The 21,520-nt window shown below is 70.6% G+C and carries 18 protein-coding genes and 1 tRNA gene; 9 read left to right on the forward strand and 10 right to left on the reverse strand.

The genetic code is table 11. From position 1 onward, the window contains the following. The first annotated feature begins 6 nt into the window (after positions 1 to 6). The gene (locus tag HMPREF0591_RS01365) at positions 7 to 501 is read left to right on the forward strand and encodes an inorganic diphosphatase (protein WP_007166590.1); all 495 of its coding nucleotides are present in this window, start codon (positions 7 to 9) and stop codon (positions 499 to 501) included. Here the strand turns inward: HMPREF0591_RS01365 and HMPREF0591_RS01370 are convergent. Further along, entirely contained in the window at positions 498 to 1,574 is a 1,077-nt protein-coding gene (locus tag HMPREF0591_RS01370; protein ID WP_007166591.1) for a DUF475 domain-containing protein, read from the reverse strand. The two genes, HMPREF0591_RS01365 and HMPREF0591_RS01370, sit on opposite strands and share 4 nt — an antisense overlap. A 90-nt stretch (positions 1,575 to 1,664) precedes the next feature. Between HMPREF0591_RS01370 and HMPREF0591_RS01375 the strand changes: the two genes are divergently transcribed. From HMPREF0591_RS01375 to HMPREF0591_RS01385, 3 genes are read left to right on the forward strand one after another with little or no spacing between them, the layout of a single operon-like run. Next, entirely contained in the window at positions 1,665 to 2,936 is a 1,272-nt protein-coding gene (locus tag HMPREF0591_RS01375; RefSeq protein WP_040621630.1) for a hypothetical protein, read from the forward strand. Positions 2,937 to 2,959: 23 nt separating this feature from the next. Then, positions 2,960 to 3,661 carry a glycosyltransferase family 2 protein gene (locus tag HMPREF0591_RS01380; RefSeq protein WP_007166593.1) on the forward strand — a complete coding sequence of 234 codons (702 nt, stop codon included), beginning with the start codon at positions 2,960 to 2,962 and terminating at the stop codon, positions 3,659 to 3,661. Between the two features lie 13 nt (positions 3,662 to 3,674). Then, the gene (locus tag HMPREF0591_RS01385; protein WP_007166594.1) at positions 3,675 to 4,025 is read left to right on the forward strand and encodes a DUF2304 domain-containing protein; all 351 of its coding nucleotides are present in this window, start codon (positions 3,675 to 3,677) and stop codon (positions 4,023 to 4,025) included. 145 nt (positions 4,026 to 4,170) lie between these two features. On the opposite strand, the gene HMPREF0591_RS01390 is transcribed toward HMPREF0591_RS01385, so the two are convergent. Beyond that, positions 4,171 to 5,115 carry an NAD-dependent epimerase/dehydratase family protein gene (locus HMPREF0591_RS01390; protein WP_085981549.1) on the reverse strand — a complete coding sequence of 315 codons (945 nt, stop codon included), beginning with the start codon at positions 5,113 to 5,115 and terminating at the stop codon, positions 4,171 to 4,173. On the opposite strand from HMPREF0591_RS01390, the gene HMPREF0591_RS01395 reads away from it, so the two are divergent. Beyond that, the gene (locus HMPREF0591_RS01395; RefSeq protein WP_167310111.1) at positions 5,081 to 6,889 is read left to right on the forward strand and encodes a hypothetical protein; all 1,809 of its coding nucleotides are present in this window, start codon (positions 5,081 to 5,083) and stop codon (positions 6,887 to 6,889) included. The genes HMPREF0591_RS01390 and HMPREF0591_RS01395 overlap by 35 nt on opposite strands. Before the next feature lie 82 nt (positions 6,890 to 6,971). Here the strand turns inward: HMPREF0591_RS01395 and HMPREF0591_RS01400 are convergent. Both HMPREF0591_RS01400 and HMPREF0591_RS01405 read right to left on the reverse strand, forming a co-directional pair. Continuing rightward, positions 6,972 to 7,047, reverse strand: a tRNA-Thr gene (locus HMPREF0591_RS01400). A gap of 54 nt (positions 7,048 to 7,101) precedes the next feature. Beyond that, on the reverse strand, positions 7,102 to 8,319 hold the full coding sequence (locus HMPREF0591_RS01405) for a DNA polymerase III subunit delta' (RefSeq protein ID WP_040620882.1): 1,218 nt from the start codon (positions 8,317 to 8,319) through the stop codon (positions 7,102 to 7,104). Positions 8,320 to 8,389: 70 nt separating this feature from the next. Here HMPREF0591_RS01405 and HMPREF0591_RS01410 point away from each other — a divergent pair, with 70 nt between their 5' ends. Then, positions 8,390 to 10,084: an adenylate/guanylate cyclase domain-containing protein gene (locus tag HMPREF0591_RS01410; RefSeq protein WP_085981510.1), complete on the forward strand. Its 1,695-nt coding sequence runs from the start codon at positions 8,390 to 8,392 to the stop codon at positions 10,082 to 10,084. A gap of 116 nt (positions 10,085 to 10,200) precedes the next feature. Continuing rightward, entirely contained in the window at positions 10,201 to 10,683 is a 483-nt protein-coding gene (locus HMPREF0591_RS01415) for an MPT63 family protein (protein ID WP_007166599.1), read from the forward strand. Between the two features lie 47 nt (positions 10,684 to 10,730). Here the strand turns inward: HMPREF0591_RS01415 and topA are convergent, their stop codons facing one another. From topA to cspA, 3 genes are all read right to left on the reverse strand, one after another. After that, positions 10,731 to 13,523, reverse strand: a complete 2,793-nt coding sequence (topA, locus tag HMPREF0591_RS01420) for a type I DNA topoisomerase (RefSeq protein ID WP_007166600.1) — start codon at positions 13,521 to 13,523, stop codon at positions 10,731 to 10,733. 194 nt (positions 13,524 to 13,717) lie between these two features. After that, positions 13,718 to 14,308: a hypothetical protein gene (locus HMPREF0591_RS01425; RefSeq protein WP_007166601.1), complete on the reverse strand. Its 591-nt coding sequence runs from the start codon at positions 14,306 to 14,308 to the stop codon at positions 13,718 to 13,720. Positions 14,309 to 14,453: 145 nt separating this feature from the next. Then, positions 14,454 to 14,657, reverse strand: coding sequence for a cold shock protein CspA (cspA, locus tag HMPREF0591_RS01430; protein ID WP_007166602.1), 204 nt, complete (start codon positions 14,655 to 14,657; stop codon positions 14,454 to 14,456). A 247-nt stretch (positions 14,658 to 14,904) separates the two neighbouring features. Between cspA and HMPREF0591_RS01435 the strand changes: the two genes are divergently transcribed. Together HMPREF0591_RS01435 and HMPREF0591_RS01440 are read left to right on the forward strand one after the other, a co-directional pair. Continuing rightward, a complete protein-coding gene (locus tag HMPREF0591_RS01435; RefSeq protein ID WP_007166603.1) occupies positions 14,905 to 17,247 on the forward strand; it encodes a DEAD/DEAH box helicase in 2,343 nt (780 codons plus the stop codon). Between the two features lie 306 nt (positions 17,248 to 17,553). Beyond that, a complete protein-coding gene (locus tag HMPREF0591_RS01440) occupies positions 17,554 to 18,591 on the forward strand; it encodes a PAS domain-containing protein (protein WP_007166605.1) in 1,038 nt (345 codons plus the stop codon). Here the strand turns inward: HMPREF0591_RS01440 and HMPREF0591_RS01445 are convergent. From HMPREF0591_RS01445 to HMPREF0591_RS01455, 3 genes are read right to left on the reverse strand one after another with little or no spacing between them, the layout of a single operon-like run. After that, positions 18,588 to 20,129, reverse strand: coding sequence for a radical SAM protein (locus tag HMPREF0591_RS01445; protein WP_040621634.1), 1,542 nt, complete (start codon positions 20,127 to 20,129; stop codon positions 18,588 to 18,590). The two genes, HMPREF0591_RS01440 and HMPREF0591_RS01445, sit on opposite strands and share 4 nt — an antisense overlap. A 5-nt stretch (positions 20,130 to 20,134) precedes the next feature. Further along, positions 20,135 to 20,569, reverse strand: a complete 435-nt coding sequence (locus tag HMPREF0591_RS31875) for a hypothetical protein (protein ID WP_007166607.1) — start codon at positions 20,567 to 20,569, stop codon at positions 20,135 to 20,137. Then, positions 20,566 to 21,351, reverse strand: a complete 786-nt coding sequence (locus HMPREF0591_RS01455; protein WP_040621637.1) for a prolipoprotein diacylglyceryl transferase — start codon at positions 21,349 to 21,351, stop codon at positions 20,566 to 20,568. Before HMPREF0591_RS01455 ends, HMPREF0591_RS31875 begins: the two co-directional genes overlap by 4 nt. Positions 21,352 to 21,520: the final 169 nt, after the last annotated feature.

Consider the following 21,520-nt stretch of genomic DNA (forward strand, 5'->3'; position numbering starts at 1 on the left):
GACGAGGTGGAATTCGACGTCACCATCGAGATCCTGAAAGGCCAGCGGAACAAGTACGAGATCGACCACGAGACCGGACGGGTCCGCCTGGACCGCTACCTCTACACGTCGATGGGCTACCCGACCGACTATGGCTTCATCGAGGACACCCTCGGCGAGGACGGCGACCCGCTGGACGCGATGGTGCTACTGCCGCAGTCGGTGTTCCCCGGGGTGATCGTGGAGGCGCGGCCGGTCGGCATGTTCCGGATGACCGACGAGGCCGGCGGTGACGACAAGGTGTTGTGCGTGCCCGCCGGGGACCACCGTTGGGATCACGTCCAGGACATCGGGGACGTTCCCGAGTTCGAGCTCGAGGCGATCAAACACTTCTTCGTGCACTACAAGGACCTGGAGCCGGGCAAGTTCGTCAAGGCCGCGGACTGGGTCGGTTTCGCAGCGGCCGAGGCCGAGGTGCAGCGCTCGGTAGAGCGGTTCAAGGAGCATCGGCAACGGCACTAAGGCGCGCCGGCGCGGGCGTTGCGCCGGTTGCGCAACACGCTCCAGCCCAGCGCCGCCCCGATGAACACCACCCCCACCGAGGCGGTCACCGGGTCGGGGACCTCGAACCGCGGTTCGATGGACACGAGCATGATCACCGCCAGTACCCCGATGGCCCAGTGTGCGCCGTGCTCGAGGTACACGTAACGGTCCAGCGCGTCCTGCTTCACCAGGAATATGGTGATGGACCGGACGAACATCGAGCCCACCAGCCCGAGACCGAGCGCGATCACGATCGGGTCCGAGGTGATGGCGAAAGCGCCGGTGACGCCGTCGAACGAGAAGGCGGCGTCGAGGACCTCGAGATAGAGGAACAGGGTCAGGCCGGCCTTGCCGACCGCCTCGCCGTCGCCCGCCGCCTCGATGTGCGGGGGCCGGAACGCCCGGCTCAGGCCGTTGACGACGAGATAGGTCACCAGCCCGAGCAGTCCGGCGGTCAGCACCGTCGCGCGCTCCTCGCCGGAGTGCGTCAACCGCATGCCGACGACCACCAGCGCGACAACGGTCACCGCCACCGACACCTGGCCCAGCCGCCCGATGCGGGCGAACGGAACCTCGATCCACTTGAGCCACTTGATGTCCCGGTCATGGAACACGAAATCCAGGAACAGCATCAACAGGAACGTCCCGCCGAACGCCGCGATCTGCGGATGCGCGGCGCCGATCAGCTTTTCGTAGCTCGGCGAGCCGTCGGGGAATTCCAGCGCGCCGTTCGGCGGGGGGTGCAGCGCCAATTCCATCGCGCGAACCGGATCGAGCCCCGCGGTCACCCACACGATCAGCAACGGGAAGAGCAGCCGCATCCCGAACACGGCGACGAGGACCCCGATCGTCAGGAACATCTGCCGCCAGAACGGGCTCATCTGCTTGAGGATCGCGGCGTTGATGATGGCGTTGTCGAACGACAACGAGATCTCGAGCAACGCGAGGGCCAGCAGGAGGAGCAGCGCGTTGAGCCCGCCGTGGGCGTACCCCAGCACAAGGGCCGCCACGGTGAGCAACAGCGAGATCCCGAAGATGCGCAAGGCGGCCATGGATCCTTCCCGACAGCCGCTCACGATAGCGAACACCGGTCGCCGCCGCGGCCCGCGCCCGCGGCCACTTACTATTTTCAAGTTGTGGCGATGCCCGAAGTCGGCGGTACCCCAGCCCCCGCCGGTCCGATCGCGCGCGGCAGCGTGGCCCGGGTGGCCGGCGCGACGGCGGTGACCGCCCTGTGCGGCTACGCGGTGATCTACCTGGCCGCCCGCGACCTGGCGCCGAGCGGCTTCTCCCTGTTCGGGGTGTTCTGGGGTGCGTTCGGCCTGGTCACCGGCGCCGCTTTCGGGCTGCTGCAGGAAACCACCCGGGAGGTCCGCTCGACCCGCCACCTCCCGGCACCGGCTCCGGGCGACGACCAACCGCGGACCCACCCGCTGCGGATCGCCGCGCTGCTCGGCGTCGCCGCCGCCGTGGTGATCGCCGGCAGCGCACCGCTGTGGGCCGGGCGGGTATTCGTCGAGCAACGCTGGCTGTCGGTGGCGCTGCTCAGCGTCGGGCTGGCGGGCTTCTGCGTGCACGCCACCCTGCTGGGCATGCTGGCCGGCACCGACCGGTGGACCGGGTACGGGTCGCTGATGGTGACCGACGCGGTCATGCGGGTGACGGTCGCCGCGGCCACCGTGGTGCTCGGCTGGCGCCTGGTCGGCTTCCTGTGGGCAACGGTCGCGGGGGCGGTCGCCTGGCTGATCATGCTGGTGGCCTCGCCGTCGGCGCGGGCCGCCGCGCGGCTGTTGACGCCGGGTGGCGCCCAGACGTTTCTGCGGGGGGCGGCCCATTCGATCACCGCGGCCGGGGCGAGCGCGATTCTGGTGATGGGGTTTCCGGTGTTGCTGAAGCTGACCAGCAACGAGCTGGGCGCCGAAGGCGGGGTGATCATCCTCGCGGTCACGCTGACACGGGCGCCGCTGCTGGTGCCGCTGACGGCCATGCAGGGCAACCTGATCGCGCATTTCGTCGACGCCCGCAGCGACCGGATCCGCGCCCTGATCGGCCCGGCCGGGATCGTGGGCGGGATCGGCGCGGTCGGGGTGGCGGCGGCCGGGGTCGTGGGCCCGTGGCTGCTACGGGTCGCCTTCGGTCCGCAGTACCAGGCCAGCGGCGCGCTGCTGGCCTGGCTGACGGCGGCCGCGGTGGCGATCGCCATGCTGACGCTCACCGGCGCCGGCGCCGTCGCGGCCGCGCTGCACCGGGCTTACTCGCTGGGTTGGGTGGGCGCGACCGTGGCGGCGGTATTGCTGCTGTTGCTGCCGCTACCGCTGCAGACCCGCACGGTGGTCGGCCTGTTGTGCGGCCCGCTGGTGGGAATCGGCGTTCACCTGGTGGCGTTGGCGCGCGCCGACCGCCTGGCCGGCTGATCGCGTGTACCTTTTTGGCTTGAATGGACACCGCATCCAAATACCCGGGCGCCTGGATCGTCATCCCCGCCTTCAACGAAGCCTCCGTCATCGGCGAGGTGGTCGCCGACGTGCGCTCGATCTTCGACAACGTCGTCTGCGTGGACGACGGCAGCACCGACGACACGGGTGAGATCGCCAGGCGGGCCGGCGCGCATCTGGTGCGCCATCCGATCAACCTGGGGCAGGGCGCGGCCATCCAGACCGGTGTGGAGTACGCCCGCAGACAACCCGGGGCGCAGGTGTTCGCCACGTTCGACGGCGACGGGCAGCATCGGGTCAAGGACCTGGCGGCCATGGTCGACCGGCTCTGCGCCGAGGACGTCGACGTCGTGATCGGGACGCGGTTCGGCGCGCACGGGGGCAGCCGGCCGCCGTTCCTGAAGCGGCTGGTGCTGCGGACCGCCGCGCGGCTGAGCCGGCGTGGGCGCCGACTTGGCCTGACCGACACCAACAATGGGCTTCGGGTCTTCAACAGGAAGGTCGCCGACGGGCTGGACATCACGATGAGCGGCATGAGCCACGCCAACGAGTTCATCATGCTGATCACCGAAAACCATTGGCGTGTGGTCGAACAACCGGTCGAGGTGCTCTACACCGACTATTCGAAGTCCAAGGGGCAGCCCCTCCTCAACGGCGTCAACATCATCTTCGACGGGTTCCTGCGCGGCAGGATTCCGAGATGAAAGGGACTGGCAGATGAACTGGATTCAGGTGCTGCTGATCGGGTCGATCGTCGCGCTGCTGTTCTACCTGTTGCGGTCCCGCCGCAACGCGCGGTCCCGGGCATGGGTCAAGGTCGGCTACGTCGTCTTCGTGCTGGCCGGCATCTACGCGGTGCTGCGGCCGGACGACACCACGGTGGTGGCGCACTGGTTCGGGGTGCGCCGCGGCACCGACCTGATGCTCTACGCGCTCATCATGGCGTTCTGCTTCACCACGCTCAGCACCTACATGCGGTTCAAGGACTTGGAACTGCGCTACGCCCGGCTCGCCCGCGCGCTGGCGCTCGAGGGCGCGCAGGCGCCCGGGCAGCCGTCGAACGTGTAAGGGACGCATCGCCTTCCGTGTGCACTGGCGGCTCCGGGCGTGCAGCCACGGCGGGATTTCGGCCGTGGCCTCGCCGTCGGTTCACGCTCGAAGCCGTGAACGCACACCCGCGCCGCTCCGCCCGAGCCGGCGCAGACCGAGGTGGTCAGACGGTGTGCGTCTGGCGGAAGTATTCGACCGTGCGGCGCACGCCCTCGTCGAGCGCGACCCGCGGCCGCCACCCCAAAACCCGTTCGGCCAAACCGATGTCGAGGCACGACCGCCTCAGGTCACCCAACCGGTCCGGATGGAACTCCGGGTCGTCGGGCCCGCCGACCGCCGCCGCCACCGCCGAATGCAGTTGGCGGTCCGAGGTTTCGATGCCGGTGCCGATGTTGAAGCGCTGCCCGCCGCCCGCGTCCCCGGCGGCCTTGACGAAGGCGTCGACCACGTCGTCGACGAACACGTAGTCCCGCGTCTTGCCGCCGTCACCGAACACCTTGGTGGGCTTGCCGGACAGCAGCGCCTGGGCGAAGATCGCCACCACGCCGGCCTCGCCGTGCGGGTCCTGCCGCGGCCCGTAGACGTTTGCCGGGGCGATGTGCGAGCAGTCCATGCCGTACAGGTGGCGGAAGGTGTTCAGGTAGATCTCGCCGGCCACCTTGCCGGCGGCATATGGCGAAGCAGGATCAGTCGGGGCGTCCTCACTGGTGGGGTAGTGCGGCGGCGTGCCGTAGATGGACCCGCCCGACGAGGTGTGCACGATCTTGCGCACCCCCGCAAGCCGCGCCGCCTCGGCGAGGCGCACCGTGCCGACGACGTTGACCGAGGCATCGAATTGCGGGTCGGCCACCGAATGCCGCACGTCGATCTGGGCGGCCAGGTGGAACACCACCTCGGGCCGATGCTCGTCGAGGATGGCCTGCAGGTCGGCGGTGACGATGTCCGCCTCGACGAAGACGTGCGACGGGTTGCCGGCCAGGTGCTCGAGGTTGGTCGCGCGGCCGGTGGCGAAGTTGTCCAGCCCCACCACCGTGTGACCGTCGCCCAGCAGGCGGTCGACTAGCGTCGACCCGATGAATCCGGCTGCCCCGGTGACCAGTGCGCGCACCGGCCCACCATACATAGTGGCCTCGGCGGTCGCGCTGATCGCCGCCCAGCTGGGGATACGGGCGGCGCTGGCGTTCGGGGGCTACTTCTATTGGGACGACCTGATCCTGATCGGGAAGGCCGGCACCCACAACCTGCTGTCGCCGTCGTACCTGTTCGACGACCACGACGGCCACGTCATGCCCGGCGCGTTCCTGGTCGGCGGCGCCATCGTCCGGCTGGCGCCGTTGAACTGGACCGGGCCGGCGATCAGCCTGCTGGTGCTGCAGCTGCTGGCCTCGCTGGCGCTGTTGCGCGCCCTGCGTGTCATGCTCGGCTGGCGGCCGGTGTTGCTGATCCCGCTGACGTTCGCGTTGTTCACCCCGCTGGCCGTGCCCGGATTCGCGTGGTGGGCGGCGGCGCTGAACTCGCTGCCGATGCTCGCGGCGCTGGCCTGGGTGTGCGCCGACGCCATTCTGCTGGTCCGCACCGGCAACCCGCGGTACGCGGTGACCGGCACGCTCGTCTACTTCGTCGGGCTGCTGTTCTTCGAGAAGGCCGCCGTCATCCCGTTCGTCGCGTTCGCGGTGGCCGCGCTGCTGCGCCACGTGCGGGGCGATCGTGCGGCGACGGCGACGGTGTGGCGGGCCGGGCTGCGCCTGTGGGTCCCGACGCTGGCCGTGACCGCCGGCTGGGTCGCGCTCTATCTGGCGGTGGTCAACCAGCGGCGGTGGAGTTCGGACCTGGCGATGACGGCGGACCTGCTGGCGCGATCGATCACCCACGGCATCGTCCCGGGACTGGCCGGCGGGCCGTGGCACTGGGACCGGTGGGCGCCGGCCTCGCCATGGGCGACGCCCCCGCCGGCGGTGATGGCGCTCGGCTGGCTGGTGCTCGCCGGCGCGCTCGGGGTGTCGCTGCTGCGCAAGCAGCGCATCGGGCCGGTGTGGCTGACCGCGGTCGGCTACGCGGTCGCCTGCCAGGTGCCGATCTACCTGATGCGCGCGTCGAAGCAGACCGCGCTCGAACTCGCCCAAACACTGCGCTATTTCCCGGATCTGGTGTTCGTGCTGGCGCTGCTGGCCGCCGTCGCGTTCTGCGCGCCGAACCGGCCCGTCGGGCCGCGCTGGCTGGACGCCTCACCCGCCCGCACCGCGGCGGCGCTGGGGTTGGCGGCCCTGTTCGTGGCCAGCAGCGTGTACTCGACCAAGACGTTTCTGACCAGCTGGCGCGACAACCCGGCCCAGCCTTACCTGCAGAACGCCCGGGCCGATCTGGCGACCGCGCACGCGGCGTCGACGGCGCCGCTGCTCGACCAGGAGGTCGACCCGCTGGTGCTGCAACGCGTCGCGGCACCGGAGAACCTGGCCAGCCACATGTTCGCCCTGCTGCGGGACCGGCCCGAATTCGCCTCGGCCACAACGCAATTGCGGATGCTGGACAGCTCGGGCCGGCTGGTCAGGGCGCGGGTGACCTGGGTGCGGACCATCGTGCCGGGGCCCGTGCCGCGGTGCGGCTATTTCGCGCAGCCGGACCAGCCGGCGCGCCTGGTCCTCGACGGGCCGCTGCTGCCCGCCGACTGGACCGTCGAACTCAACTATCTGGCCAACAGCGAGGGAACGATGACGCTGTCGATGACGCAGGGCCCCGACGTCAGGGTGCCCGTGCATCCGGGACTCAATCGGGTCTTCGCCCGGCTGCCCGGCGCCGGCGACGCGATCACCGTGCGCGCCAAGACCACCGCGCTGGCGTTGTGCCTCGCGTCGGGTCCGGTGGGCTTTTTGGCGCCGGCCTGAACCCCGCGCCCACGCCGGGCGTCACGCCAGCGTGGCGCCGGGCGCCGGCGGCCACGCTGGCGTGACGCTCGGCGGGAAAAACTGGAGCCGCCTGGGGGAATCGAACCCCCGACCTATTCATTACGAGTGAATCGCTCTACCGACTGAGCTAAGGCGGCATACCCGCACGCCGGGCGGCACGAGTCTACGGCAGGCGGCGCGGCCGACCCAACTTAGTCGCGCAGTTCCTGGCCAAACGTCGCCACCATGGCGTCGACGGCGAACTTGGGCTTGACGTTCATCGCCAAGGCCTCGCGGCACTCCAGGACCGCCTCGATGCAGCGCAGCAGCCGCGGCGGCGAGGCATGGGCGGCCAGCGCCGACACCCGCTCGGCCATGTCCGGATGGTTGGCCCGCACCGACGCCGCGCCCGCCGAGACCATCAGCGCGTCCCGGAAATACGTCGCCAGGTCGATCAGCGCCCGGTCCAGGGCGTCGCGGGAGGCCCGGGTCTGCCGCGACTTCTGCCGCCGTTCGAGGTCTTTCATCGCGCCCGCGGCGCCCCGCATCGCACCGGCCGTGCCCTTGCCGGTGCCGCCGGCGCCCAGGGCCGTCCGCAGCTCCTCGGTCTCGGCCTCGGCGCGGTCCGCGGTCAGCACCACCGCCTCGGCCTCGGCCGAGGCGACCAGTTCCTCGGCGGCCGCGTAGGCCCGCGACGGCGTCGCGGCGTCGCGCACCAGCGCCAGTGCCCGTTCGCGGCGGTCCCGGGCCTCGGGGTCGGTGGCCAGCCGCCGGGCCCGGCCCACGTGGCCGCCGCTGACCGAGGCCGCCCAGTCCGCGGTTTCCGGGCTCAGGCCGTCGCTGTCGATCAGCACCCGCGCGATGGCCTCCGTCGGCGGGGTGACCAGCGCGACGTGCCGGCAACGGGACCGCAGCGTGATGGCGATGTCCTCGGGATCCACCGACGGCGCGCACAACAGGAACACCGTCGACGGCGGTGGCTCCTCGACGACCTTGAGCAGCGCGTTGGCGGCGCCCTCGGTCAGCCGGTCGGCGTCCTCGATCACCACGATCTGCCGGTGCCCGGTGGCCGGGCGCCGCGATGCGATCTGCACGATGGCGCGCATCTCGTCCACCCCGATGGACAGCCCCTCGGGAATCACCCGGCGCACGTCGGCGTGGGTACCGGCCATGGTCGTGGTGCACGCCCGGCAGTTCCCGCATCCCGGGCCGCCGTCTTCCACGGCCGAGGTGCACTGCAAAGCGGCGGCGAAGCACAGCGCCGCCACCGAGCGCCCCGACCCGGGCGGACCCGTGATCAGCCACGCATGTGTCATAGTCCCGGCGCCCGCCTCGCTGTGAACCGGATCACCGCGGGCGGCCCTGGCGGCGGCGAGCAGCTCGGCCGTCACCGCGTCCTGGCCTACCAGCCGCGTAAACACCCCGGACATCACCGGTAACAGTAGCCACCACGGCCGACAGATACCGATCGGCCACCGGATCGCGACGATCCCGTTACATTTGCGCTCTTTTCGCCCGCGGCGGCGCCGAAAAGAGACGGTTGTAAGTTTCCGACAAGTCCCTGCCGACCGATACGGTGGGATCGTGGCAACACCGGCGGCACTGCCCGGGCGGATCAGCGCATTCGTCCGGTGGGTGGTGCGTACCCCGTGGCCGCTGTTCTCGCTGAGCATGCTGCAGGCCGACATCATCGGCGCCCTCTTCGTGCTCGGCTTCCTGCGCTACGCCCTGCCCCCCGAGGATCGCATCCAGCTGCAGGATCTGCCGGTCCTGAACCTGGCCGTCTTCGGGACGGCCCTGGTGGTGTTGTTCCTGGCCGGCTGGATGGTGAACCTGAAGCTGCTGATGCCGGTCTTCCGCTGGCAGCGCCGCGACAACCTGCTCGCCGAGGCCGACCCGGCCGCCACCGAGCTGGCCCGCAGCCGCGCCCTGCGGATGCCCTTCTACCGCACGCTGATCAGCATGGTGGCCTGGTTGATCGGCGGCGTGGTGTTCATCATCGCCAGCTGGTCGGTGGCCCGGTTCGCCGCGCCCGTGGTGGCCGTCGCCACCGGGCTGGGCGCCGCGGCGACCGCGATCATCGGCTACCTGCAGTCCGAGCGCGTGCTACGGCCGGTCGCGGTGGCGGCCCTGCGCAGCGGCGTGCCCGAGAACGTCCAGGCGCCCGGCGTCATCCTGCGGCAGATCCTGACGTGGATGCTGTCCACCGCCGTCCCGGTGCTGGCGATCGTGCTCGCGGTGATGGCGGACAAGGCGTCGCTGCTGCACGCGACGCCGGAGAAGCTGTTCACGCCCATCCTGCTGCTGGCGCTGGCGGCGCTGGGCATCGGCTTCGTCAGCACCCTGCTGGTGGCCATGTCGATCGCCGACCCGCTGCGCCAGCTGCGCTGGGCGCTGAGCGAGGTGCAGCGCGGAAACTACAACGCGCACATGCAGATCTACGACGCGAGCGAGCTGGGCCTGCTGCAGGCCGGCTTCAACGACATGGTGCGTGACCTGTCCGAGCGGCAGCGGCTGCGCGACCTGTTCGGCCGATACGTCGGCGAGGACGTGGCCCGGCGGGCGCTCGAGCGCGGCACCGAACTCGGCGGTCAGGAGCGCCACGTCGCGGTCCTGTTCGTCGACCTGGTCGGTTCCACCAAGCTCGCCGCGACCCGGCCGCCCGCCGAGGTGGTGCACCTGCTCAACGAGTTCTTCCGGGTGGTCGTCGAAACCGTCGGCCGCCACGGCGGCTTCGTCAACAAGTTCCAGGGCGACGCCGCGCTGGCCATCTTCGGTGCGCCGATCGAACACCCCGACGCCTCGGGCGGCGCGCTGGCGGCGGCTCGCGAGCTGCACGACGAGCTGCTCCCTGTGATCGGTTCGGCGGAGTTCGGGATCGGGGTGTCGGCGGGCCGGGCGATCGCCGGGCACATCGGCGCGCAGGCCCGCTTCGAATACACGGTGATCGGCGACCCGGTCAACGAGGCCGCCCGGCTGACCGAGCTGGCCAAGCTCGAGGCCGGCCACGTGCTCGCGTCGGCGATCGCGGTCAGCGGGGCGCTCGACGCCGAGGCCTTGTGCTGGGACGTGGGCGAGGTCGTCGAGCTGCGCGGCCGCACGGCGCCCACCCAGCTGGCGCGGCCGGTGAAACTGGCCGGGCTGGAAGAGGTTACGAGCGAACCCAAAGGGGTTTCCAGCCAAGCGGCGCGCTAACTGGCGACCCGGATAAATCTCCACCGGCAACAATTTCCCATGGAGAACGTTTGGCCGGGGCACTGTCGAGGTACGGCTCCTATCGCATCACGAAATCGCGAAACATAGGAGGAAGCATGCATTTGGCCAGCTCAACGGCGGCGGCTTTGGCGACGTTCGCAACAGCGGCCGGCGTCGGGATCGCCGGCGTCCCAACCGCATCCGCCGACAACTACCCGGTGCGGCAAAGCTTCGGTACCCAGGAGCAGCTCAACGACTCCGACGGCGCCGTCATCACCGGCTGGACGGTCAGCAACCTGCACCCGAGCAACGACCCCATCCCGTACCAGCCGCACGGCAAGCTGTGGGAGGCCACCGCCACCGTGAAAGCCATCAAGGGCACGGTCACGCCGCTAGTCGCGGACTTCAACGCGCGCGCCGCCAACGGGCAAAACTACCCGGAGCTCGGCAACGTGGCGACCGCCCAGGGTGTCAACCCGGCGAGCATCCCGCAGGGTCAGCAGAAGACCGGCAAGCTGTACTTCGACGTCGTCGGGCCGAACCCGGACAACGTCGTCTACAACGCGGGAGGACGAGACCTGCTCGTGTGGACGGGCTAGCGCCCGCCGCCCGCAATCACGTTGTGGCCCAGGAAGGCTGACGCGAGCTAACGCTTGCCGGCCTTCTTGGCGGGGGCCTTCTTGCGCGCGGCCTTCTTCGCCGGGCGCTTCACCGGACCCCGGGCGCGCCGGTCGGCCAGCAGTTCGGCCGCGCGCTCGTCGGTGATCGACAGTACGTCGTCGCCCTTGCGCAGGCTGGCGTTCGTCTCGCCGTCGGTGACGTAGGGCCCGAACCGGCCGTCCTTGATCACCATCGGCTTGCCGGTCGCCGGGTCGGCGCCCAGCTCGCGCAACGGCGGCGCGGCGGCCGCCTGCCGGCCGCGGCGTTTGGGCTCGGCGTAGATCTTCAGCGCCTCGTCGAGGGTGATCTCGAAGATTTGGTCCTCGGTCGCCAGCGAACGAGAATCGGTGCCGCGCTTGAGGTATGGGCCGTAACGGCCGTTCTGCGCGGTGATCTCCTCGCCGGTCTGCGGGTCCACGCCGACGACCCGCGGCAGCGACAGCAGCTTCAGCGCGTCCTCGAGGGTGACGGTCTGCAGATCCATGCTGCGCAACAGCGAACCGGTTCGCGGCTTGGGACCGGTCGGCTTCTTGCCCTTCTTCGCCGGCGCGCCGCCCTCTTCCTCGTTGGGCGGCGGCGGGAGAACCTCGGTCACGTACGGCCCGTAGCGGCCGTCCTTGGCGACGATTTCGTGACCCGTCTGCGGGTCGACACCCAACGAGCGGCCCTCCTGCGGGGTGGCGAACAGCTGCTCGGCCACCTCCAGCGTCAGCTCGTCGGGCGTCAGCGAGTCGTTCAGGTTGGCGCGCTGCGGGGTCGGCTCGCCCTCGTCGCCCGCCACCATGCGTTCCAGGTAGGGGCCGTTCTTGCCCACGCGCACGTAGACGGGGCGACCCTGTTCGTCGTCAAACAGCTTGATGGAGTTGACTTCTCGCGCGTCGATGCCTTCGAGGTTGACGCCGACGAGCTTCTTGAGGCCACCCGAGCGCGCCACCGAGTCGGCCACCCCGTGGTCGCCGCCGAAGTAGAAGCGGTTGAGCCAGTCGGTGCGCCGCTCCTGACCCGACGCGATCGCGTCCAGCTCGTCCTCCATCGCGGCGGTGAAGCCGTAATCGACGAGCCGGCCGAAATGCTGTTCCAGCAAACCGGTTACGGCGAACGCGACCCAGGAGGGCACCAGGGCACTGCCCTTCTTGTGCACGTAGCCGCGGTCCTGGATGGTCTTGATGATCGACGAGTACGTCGACGGCCGGCCGATGCCGAGCTCTTCGAGCGCCTTCACCAGCGACGCCTCGGTGTAGCGGGCCGGCGGGTTGGTGGCGTGGCCGTCCGGGGTGAGGTCGACGGCGTCCAGCCGCTGGCCCCGGGTCAGCTGCGGCAGCCGGCTCTCGGCGTCGTCCGCCTCGCCGCCGGCGAGTTCGTCGACGGTCTCCACGTAGGCCTTCAGGAAGCCGGCGAACGTGATGGTGCGCCCGCTGGCCGAGAACACCACCTCCCGGTCGCCCGTCGCGCCGTTGATCCGCAGGCTCAGCGTGGTCCCGCGCGCGTCGGCCATCTGCGAGGCCACCGTGCGCTGCCAGATCAGCTCGTAGAGCCGGAATTCGTCGCCGTCGAGCTCGCGGCGGACCGCGTCGGGGGTGGCGAAGGCCTCGCCGGCCGGCCGGATGGCCTCGTGCGCCTCCTGGGCGTTCTTCACCTTGCGGGTGTACTGCCGGGGGGACGGCGAGACGTACTCCTCGCCGTAGAGCTGACGGGCCTGGGTGCGCGCGGCGTTGATCGCCGACTGCGACAGCGTCGTCGAGTCGGTGCGCATATAGGTGATGTAGCCGTTTTCGTACAGCCGCTGGGCGATGCTCATGGTGCGCTCGGAGGAGAACCGCAGCTTGCGGCCCGCCTCCTGCTGCAGCGTCGACGTCATGAACGGCGCGTAGGGCCGGCGGGTGTAGGGCTTCTCCTCCACCGAGGCGACGGACAGCTGGGCGCCGCGCAGCCCGGCGGCCAGCTCGGTCGCCTGGGCCTCGTTCAGGACGGTCACCTCATCGGCCTTGCGCAACTGGCCCAGCGAGTCGAAGTCGCGCCCGGTGGCCACGCGCAGGCCGTCGACGCCGGTCAGCCGGGCGGTGAAGGTGGGCGGTGCGGCCTGCGGGTCGGACACGCTGGCGTCCAGCTGGGCGACGATGTCCCAGTAGGAGGCGCTGCGGAACGCCATCCGGTCGCGTTCGCGCTGCACGATGATGCGGGTGGCCACCGACTGGACCCGGCCCGCCGACAGCTTGGGCGCGACCTTCTTCCACAGCACCGGGCTGACCTCGTAGCCGTACAGCCGGTCCAGGATGCGGCGGGTTTCCTGCGCGTCGACCAGGTCGATGTCGAGGTCACGCGGGTTTTCGGCGGCCTCGAGGATGGCCGGCTCGGTGATCTCGTGGAACACCATCCGCTTGACCGGGATGTTCGGCTTGAGGGTTTCCAGCAGGTGCCAGGCGATGGCCTCGCCCTCGCGGTCACCATCCGTGGCCAGATAGAGCTCGTCGACGCCCTTCAGCAGGCCCTTGAGCTCGCTGACGGTGCTCTTCTTCTCCGGGCTGATGATGTAGAGCGGTTCGAAGTCGTGGTCGACGTTGACACCGAGCCGCGCCCAGGGCTCCGACTTGTATTTCGCCGGCACGTCGGCCGCGGCGCGGGGCAGGTCGCGGATGTGGCCGCGGGAGGATTCGACGATGTAGTTGGAGCCCAGGTAGCCGGCCAACTTGCGCGCCTTCGTCGGCGACTCGACGATGACGAGTCGCCTACGGCTCCCAGTCCGGCCGCTTTCGCGGTCCTTGAGGTTCGGGTCGCCCAACTACGCTTACGCTCCATCCTTGATCTCGGCCCCCCTGCGGGGCCGCCCCGCAGAAGAATGACAGGCCGGCGTCAAAAATTCCGCGGAAAATTCAGATACGCCGGCGTTCCTTCGCCCTCGGGCACCTGACAATTTCGCACCCTTGGGCGCGACTGCGCAAACCGGCCGCCGAAAAGGCAAATCCTTTTTCGCGGTTATACCCGCGGCCACACCGATGACGCGTCGACGCCGTCGGGGGCTTCGCCCACGTTTTCTACCAGCCGCGATAGCCGGCGCCGCCCGCTGATCCGCAGCGCCGGGCGGCCGCCGCGGGTGCCGATCAAGGTGGGGGCGATTCCCACCCGCATCAAAGCCGACGCCAACGGGGAATGGGTATCGGGGGCGTGGGGATCCAGCCCAAGGAGGTAATGGTCGCCCTCGGGGTGCCCGGCCGCCAGCGTCCAGGCCCGCAATTCCCGCGGCCCGGGCAGCCAGCGCGGCGGCACGGTCTTGACCGCGCCGCGGGTCCATTCGGCGGCCAGGCTCACCAGAGCGGGGGTGACCGCCGTCCGCACCAGCGGGGTGTCCTCGTCGGTGCGGCCGATCTCGGGCGCCAGCCCCGCCTCGCGGATCATCTCGGCCAGCGCGGCCGCACGCCAGGCCTGGTCCACCACCACGGAGAGCCGCGCGCCGTGGGCCTCCGGGCCGCCGACCATGACGATCTGACCGGAAGCCGCCAGCACCCCGGAGAGATCGGCGACCGCGGGGGGCACCGACTCCGCTGTGAAGAAGGAAAGCTGGCTCACGCCACCGACAGTAGGCCAGGTCGACCATTCGCGTCTCGAGGCGAGCGGCGCGGCGGCGGTTTCGGCGGCCGGCCGGAATACGAAAACCCCCCGGCCGGCCCGCTGGGCGGGACTGCACGGGGGGTCCGTGGAGAATCGGCTCGTCCTAGACTGAGCGGACTCCGGTGGCCTGGGGGCCCTTAGGGCTGTGGCCGATTTCGAACTCGACCTTCTGGTTTTCCTCGAGGGTGCGGAAGCCCGAACCCTGGATCTCCGTGTAGTGGACAAACACGTCTGCGGAGCCGTCTTCGGGGGCAATGAACCCGAAGCCCTTCTCCGCGTTGAACCACTTCACAGTTCCCTGTGGCATCTCTCGATCTTTCCTTTTCTTCTGGGTGCGGGGCATCGCCTTTCGATGCCCCGGGCCTGGTACGACCGCCATACCTCGCTCAGTCGCCGGAACTTCACCCGACCGATTAACCTCGCAGGAACCGCGGCCGCAACGTCGATCCTGCGAAAGTTTGACACGAACACAGAAGCTGCGACCGCAAATAGTCAACCATGTTCGTCGCTTCGGCGACAGACTTGCGCTGTCGCCGGGTCCAAGGAGGCTGCTGATGGCGAGTTTCGGCAGCGACCTGCTCGCCGCCGCGCTCGCCGGCACCGAGGCCGACGAGCACCCCCTGCGCCACGTCGCCGAGCTGCCGCCGCGCACCGGGCGCCCGCAGGGCTGGCCGGCGTGGGCCGACCCCGACGTGGTGCGCGCGTTCACCGACCGCGGCGTCGGTTCGCCCTGGTCACACCAGTCGGCGGCGGCCGAACTGGCGCACGCGGGCCGGCACGTGGTGGTGAGCACCGGGACCGCGTCGGGCAAGTCCTTGGCCTACCAGCTTCCCGTCCTTCATGCGCTGGCCACCGATCCGCGCGCCCGGGTGCTGTACCTGTCCCCGACGAAGGCGCTGGGCCACGACCAGTTGCGCGCCGCGCACGCGCTGACCGCGGCCATCCCGCGGCTGCACGATCCCAATTTTGGGGTGGCTCCCACCGCCTACGACGGCGACAGCCCGGCGGAAGTCCGCCGGTTCGCGCGCGAGCGGTCCCGATGGCTGTTCTCCAATCCCGACATGATCCATTTGTCGATCCTGCGCAACCACGCCCGCTGGGCCGTGCTGTTGCGGAACCTTCGTTTCGTGATCGTCGACGAATGCCATTACTACCGCGGTGTTTTCGGTTCCAACGTGGCGATGGTGCTGCGCCGGTTGCTGCGGCTGTGTGCGCGATACTCATCCGCGCCCACGGTGGTCTTCGCCAGCGCGACGACGGATGCGCCGGGGGCGACGGCCGCCGAGCTGATCGGGCTGCCGGTCGAGGAGGTCACCGAGGACGGGTCACCCCAGGGCGCCCGGACGATCGCGCTGTGGGAGCCGGCGCTGCGGGCCGATCTGCTCGGCGAGAACGGCGCGCCGGTGCGCCGCTCGGCCGGCGCCGAGGCGGCGCGGGTGATGGCCGACCTGATCGCCGAGGGGGCGCAGACGCTGACATTCGTGCGGTCGCGGCGCGCCGCGGAGCTGACCGCCCTGGGCGCCCAGGCCCGGCTGGACGACGTCGCGCCGGACCTCGCCGGCAAGGTGGCCTCGTATCGGGCGGGCTACCTCGCCGAGGACCGCACCGCGCTCGAGCGCGCCCTGGCGGAGGGCCGGCTGCGCGGCCTGGCCACCACGAACGCGCTGGAGTTGGGCGTCGACATCGCCGGGCTGGACGCGGTGGTGCTGGCCGGATTCCCCGGCACGGTGGCCTCGTTCTGGCAGCAGGCCGGCCGTTCGGGCCGGCGCGGGCAGGGTGCGCTGGTGGTGCTGATCGCCCGCGACGATCCGCTGGACACCTACCTGGTCCACCACCCCGCCGCGCTGCTGGGCAAGCCGGTCGAGCGGGTGGTGATCGATCCCGCCAACCCCTACCTTCTGGGGCCCCAACTGCTCTGCGCCGCAACGGAAATGCCGCTCGACGAGGCCGAGGTGCGCGACTTCGGCGCCACCGACGTGGCCGGGGGCCTCGTCGACGACGGCCTGCTGCGGCGCCGCAACGGCAAGTACTTCCCCGCGGCGGGGCTGGAACCGCATGCGGCGGTGGACATCCGCGGGTCCGCGGGCGGACAGGTCGTCATCGTCGAGGCGGACACCGGGCGGCTGCTCGGCAGCACGGGCGTCGGCCAGGCCCCCGCGTCGATCCATCCGGGCGCCGTCTACCTGCATCAGGGGGAGAGCTACGTCGTCGACTCGCTGAACCTAGAGGACGCGATCGCGTTCGTGCACGCCGAGGATCCCGGCTACGCGACGTTCGCGCGTGAGCTCACCGACATCGCGGTCACCGGCACCGGCGAACGCTCGCAGTTCGGGCCGGTCACCCTGGGTCTGGTGCCGGTCACCGTCACCCACCGGGTGGTGGGTTACCTGCGCCGCCGGCTGTCCGGGGAGGTGATCGACTTCATCGAACTGGACATGCCGGAGCAGACGCTGGCGACGACGGCGGTGATGTACACGATCGCCGAGGACGCGTTGCTGCGCAAGGGGATTGACGCGCCGCGGATCCCGGGTTCGCTGCACGCCGCCGAGCATGCGGCGATCGGGCTGTTGCCGTTGGTGGCCAGCTGCGATCGGGGCGACATCGGGGGGCTGTCCACCGCGGTGGGACCGGACCCGGCCGGCCTGCCCAGCGTTTTCGTGTACGACGGCTATCCGGGCGGCGCCGGGTTCGCCGAGCGCGGCTTCCGCCGGGCGCGCACCTGGCTCGGTGCGACGGCGGCGGCCATCGAGGCGTGCGAGTGTCCACGGGGATGCCCGTCGTGCGTGCAGTCCCCCAAGTGCGGCAACGGCAACGACCCGCTCGACAAGGCCGGTGCCGTTCGGGTGCTGCGGCTGGTCCTCGCGGAGTTGCCCCACGCCGGGCAATCCGGCGGATGACGACCGACCCCTCGACGGTCGACCCCGCGGATGTGCCCATGGATGCCCGTGCCGAAAGCACATTCACCGCTGCTCATGCAGTCGCGGGGTGCTGTCGCACGGGCGGCGGGACGCTCGTCGGTGAGCGGTAGGCGGCCCGGCCGCGCGGGCGCACCAGCAAACTACCAGGGCCACCGCGACGAGGCAACTTCGTCGGGGCCGGAAGGCGTTGCCGCAGAGAGCGATACCATCGCCTGCGGCCGGTTCCGACCGTCCCGGTAGGCCCAAGCTCCCGGCCGGCGGCTCCGTCGCCGTAAAATCGGCCGCATGGGCCACGACTGGCTGCTCGTGGAGACGCTGGGGGGTGAACCCGCGGTGGTGGCGCAGGGGCGCCAGCTGAAGAATCTCGTCCCCATCACCACGTTCTTGCGCCGCAGCCCCTATCTCGCCGCGGTTCGCACGGCGATCGCCGAGACGGTGAAGACCGGGCAGAGCTTGACCAGCATCACCCCCAAGCGCGACCGGGTGATTCGCACCGAACCGGTGGTGATGTCCGACGGCTACATCCATGGCGTGCACGTGTGGACCGGCCCCGCCGACGTGGACCCGCCCGAGCGGCCGACCCCCGGGCCGCTGAAGTGGGACCTCACGATGGGCGTCGCCACCGACACCCGAGAGTCGTTGGCCAACAGCGGAAAGAACCCGGAGGTGGAGGTCACGTTCGGCAGGGCCTTCGCGGAGGACCTGCCCTCGCGCGAGCTCAACCCCAACGAGACCAAGGTGCTCGCCATGGCCGTCAAGGCGGAGCCCGACCAAACGCTCTGCAGCACTTGGGATCTCACCGATTGGCAGGGTCAGCCCATGCGGATCGGATTTGTGGCGCGCACCGGGTTGGAGGCCGGCCCGGACGGCAGAGACCATCTGGTCGCGCGGGCGATCAACTGGCGCGCCGAGCTCAAGGGCCCGGAGGTGTCGACCGACGATCTGGCGCAACGCATCCTGAGTGGCCTCGCCCAGGCTGGGGTCCACCGCGCGCTGATCGACCTGAAGAACTGGGCGTTGCTGAAGTGGCTGGACGAGCCCTGCACGTTCTACGACTGGCGGGGCAGCGAGACCGGCAAGCCGAAGGTCCACCCGGACGATCAGCACCTGGTGTCCTCGATGACCGAGGAATTCGCCCGCGGCGCGACCAGCCGGGTGCTGCGCATGCCCGGCCACGACGACGAGTGGGTGCCGGTGCACGTGACGGTCAACAGGGTGGAGATCGAACCGGACGTTTACGCCGGGCTGGTCTCGCTCCGGTTGCCCTCCGACGAGGAGCTCGCCGCCGCGGGACTGTCGGGCGCCCCCGACCCGACGGCCTAACCCACCACCGGCAGCATGCGTTCGGCGGCGACCGACAGCCGCTGGCGGCCGAGTTGTGGCCACGCCTGCACCGCGCAGAACGGCGCGCACTGGTCCTGCGACGACCGGGTGCCCACGTGCACACAGCACTGCACCAGGCGCTCCTCGATCATCGTCGACATGTCCATGAACGGCTTGACCGTGACGCGAACGACCCGCTCGCCCAGCATCCGCCTGAGTTGGCGCCGGCGCCCGGGCAGCGCGCCGGACGCCACGGTCAGCAGCGTCGCCATGCCGAGGTCGCAGCCCTCGCAGATCATGCGCCACACCTCCGACATGGACGGATGCGACAGCGACGACTGCTCCGACAGCAATCCCATCAGGGACTCGCGCACGGCGAGCCGCAATTCCCCCGGAATGTCGGGGTCGGCGATCCGGTTGGCCACCAGCCCCAGCTTTTCCTTGAGGTTGTCGTGGCCGATCAACGCGACCAGCGAACGCCACTGCCCGCGGTCGTCACGAAGCAGGTAGCCGACCGAGCAGCAATGCGGGTGCGAGCACGGCAGCGCGGTCAGATCCCGCCAGGTGACCAGGCCGCCGGTCTGCGGCCCCAACCGCTTCAGCACCCCGGTGTGGGTGAGCCGCCGTGCCGGATCGATGAGACCCGAACGGCCGGAGGCGAATTGCGGCTGGATGGACACTCCGCCGACGTAGGGGGTGCGCAGCGCCAGCCCGACGACGTCGCCGATCTCGGCGTCGTTGACGCCGAGCGCCGCCGTCATCACGAGCGTGGTGAAGATCTCGCGGTCGGACAGCCGCCGCAGCGCCGCCCGCTTCACCCGGGACAGGTCGCCGCCCCGGTGGTGGCGGTGCGCGGCCGGCGACAGCCCGTCGTACTGCAGGTAGACCTCGGCGCGCTCGCGGTGCTCGGTGAGCAGGTCGAGCAGCTCGTCGTCGTGGGCTATCCGCACACCGTTGGTGTTCAACAGGATTCGCGTGATCGGTCGGGAACTGAGCTCGGCGAGCAGTTCGGGCAGCTGCGGGTGCAGGGTGGGCTCGCCGCCGCTGAGCATCACCACGTCGAGGCGGCCGTTTTCCCGCGCCAGCCGCTGGTCGACGTTGGCCAGCACGTCGCCGACCGCGACGACGTCGCGCAGGTCGGGCGAGGAGTCGGCGAAGCACGTGGGGCAGCGGAGGTTGCATGTCGCCGCGATGTCCTCCAGCAGGATGCAGGTGTGCTGCGTCTGCATCTGCGGCAGCCCCTGCAGGTAGGCCGACGGGACCGGGTCGAAGTTGCCCGGGGCGTCGGGGACGTGGGCCTTGGTGGGGGCGGTCCACTCCTCGAGATAGGCAAGGATTTCGGGATCTTCGTCGTACAGCGTCCGCACGAGTCCGTGCGTCCGGCAACCCCGTTCGAGCCAGACCTGGCCGTCGCCGCGCACGGCCAGCCAGCCGCTGAGCCGCGGCACGTCGGCCAGCCGGCGATCGGGTTCCTCGGCGTGACAGTGCGGGCAGAACGCGTTGACGTAGCGGTGGATTCGGTCACCCCGCAGCTGCATGCCGCTCATCGGGTCAGGTGATACAGCATCGGGTTCAAGCCGGTACAGATGCCCACGGTGAAGATGGAGGTGAGCGCCCAGCCGATCATCAGGCCCATGCCGATCCCCCTCGCCCAGGCGCTGTTTTTCACGAACATCAGCGCTCCCCCGCCGGCGAAGGCGATCAGCCCGAGCAGGACGGCGCCGGTCGCGAAGGCGATCTTCGGCGCGATCGCGTTGGCGAGCCCGAACAACACCAGCGGGCCGACGACGGTGTTGATGCCGGCATACAGGGCCATCCCGGCGATGGCCGCGCCGAGGATCTCCCCGCCGCTCGGTTTGCGCTGCGGCGGTTGCCAGCCGGGGTACGGCCGGTTCGGGTCATAGGGGTAGCCGGGCGGGGGCCAGTCCGGCGGGCGCCAGCCGCCCGGCGGGGGCGGACCCGGCGGAGGGTTCGTCATGTGGCAACCGCCTCCCGCCGCAGAGCGGCGTCGTAGTAGCCGCGCCGGTATCCGAGGCCCAACCGGACGCCGACGAGGAGGAGCCAGGGCAGCAGAAACCACTGCGGCCGGGTCAGGCCCAGCCACACGGTCTCGTTGGCCCGCACAAACTCGACGAAGAACCGGAACACCGCGTAACCGGCCACGTAGAGCACGAACAGCTCGCCCGGCCGGCCGATCCGGTGGCGCAGCCACAGCAGCGCCGCGAATGCGGCCAGCTGGAAGGCGATTTCGTAGAGGAACGACGGGTGCATCGCCGCCCCGGTGAGGCAGCCAGGGCATTTGGGCGTGCCGGCCGGGGCGTGGATGCCCCACGGCAGGGTGGTCGGGCGGCCCGGCGCCTCGGTGAGGTGGCAGCCGAGGCGGCCGATCGCCATGCCCAGCGCGACCGCCGGGGCGAACAGGTCACCGGTCTTGCCGGTGTGGCCCCCGAGCCGCTTGGCGATCAGCACCCCGAGGTAGGCACCGCAAAGCCCGCCGAGGATGCTGCGCGAACCGAATTCCCACGCCTGCAGCAGCGTCGGGTTGAGGCGGAGGTCGAGGTGCTCGGCCCAGCCGGACAGGCGCATGCCGATCGCGCCGCCGGCGAGGGCGCCGGTGACCGCCACCAACGACTGTTCGTTGACCGCCCCACGCCGGCGGGCCTCCGCGATGAACACGACGGCCGCGGCCAGGACCCCGAGCGCCACGAAGACACCATGCACCGGCAACACCAGCGGGCCGATCCGCCACTGCGGCACCACGCGCACAGACTATTACGTCCGGCGGGCGCTGGCCCGCCTCAGCCGCCGATCGGCCCCGCCCGCGCGGCGGCGGTCGCCGCCCCGCCGAGGACCGCCGCCCGGACCGTGACGACGACGTCGAGATCGTCGACCGCACAACTGGCGTCGGTCCGCATCGCGCGGGCCACGG

Source organism: Mycobacterium parascrofulaceum ATCC BAA-614 (genome assembly GCF_000164135.1).
Classification (GTDB): domain Bacteria; phylum Actinomycetota; class Actinomycetes; order Mycobacteriales; family Mycobacteriaceae; genus Mycobacterium; species Mycobacterium parascrofulaceum.

Excerpts from the sequence above, each read along its gene's own strand:
- HMPREF0591_RS01370 (WP_007166591.1), bottom strand. The coding sequence starts at position 1,574 with ATGGCCGCCTTGCGCATCTTCGGGATCTCGCTGTTGCTCACCGTGGCG.
- HMPREF0591_RS01375 (WP_040621630.1), top strand. The coding sequence starts at position 1,665 with ATGCCCGAAGTCGGCGGTACCCCAGCCCCCGCCGGTCCGATCGCGCGC.
- HMPREF0591_RS01380 (WP_007166593.1), top strand. The coding sequence starts at position 2,960 with ATGGACACCGCATCCAAATACCCGGGCGCCTGGATCGTCATCCCCGCC.
- HMPREF0591_RS01385 (WP_007166594.1), top strand. The coding sequence starts at position 3,675 with ATGAACTGGATTCAGGTGCTGCTGATCGGGTCGATCGTCGCGCTGCTG.
- HMPREF0591_RS01395 (WP_167310111.1), top strand. The coding sequence starts at position 5,081 with ATGAATCCGGCTGCCCCGGTGACCAGTGCGCGCACCGGCCCACCATAC.
- HMPREF0591_RS01405 (WP_040620882.1), bottom strand. The coding sequence starts at position 8,319 with ATGTCCGGGGTGTTTACGCGGCTGGTAGGCCAGGACGCGGTGACGGCC.
- HMPREF0591_RS01415 (WP_007166599.1), top strand. The coding sequence starts at position 10,201 with ATGCATTTGGCCAGCTCAACGGCGGCGGCTTTGGCGACGTTCGCAACA.
- cspA (WP_007166602.1), bottom strand. The coding sequence starts at position 14,657 with ATGCCACAGGGAACTGTGAAGTGGTTCAACGCGGAGAAGGGCTTCGGG.
- HMPREF0591_RS01435 (WP_007166603.1), top strand. The coding sequence starts at position 14,905 with ATGGCGAGTTTCGGCAGCGACCTGCTCGCCGCCGCGCTCGCCGGCACC.
- HMPREF0591_RS01440 (WP_007166605.1), top strand. The coding sequence starts at position 17,554 with ATGGGCCACGACTGGCTGCTCGTGGAGACGCTGGGGGGTGAACCCGCG.
- HMPREF0591_RS01445 (WP_040621634.1), bottom strand. The coding sequence starts at position 20,129 with ATGCAGCTGCGGGGTGACCGAATCCACCGCTACGTCAACGCGTTCTGC.
- HMPREF0591_RS31875 (WP_007166607.1), bottom strand. The coding sequence starts at position 20,569 with ATGACGAACCCTCCGCCGGGTCCGCCCCCGCCGGGCGGCTGGCGCCCG.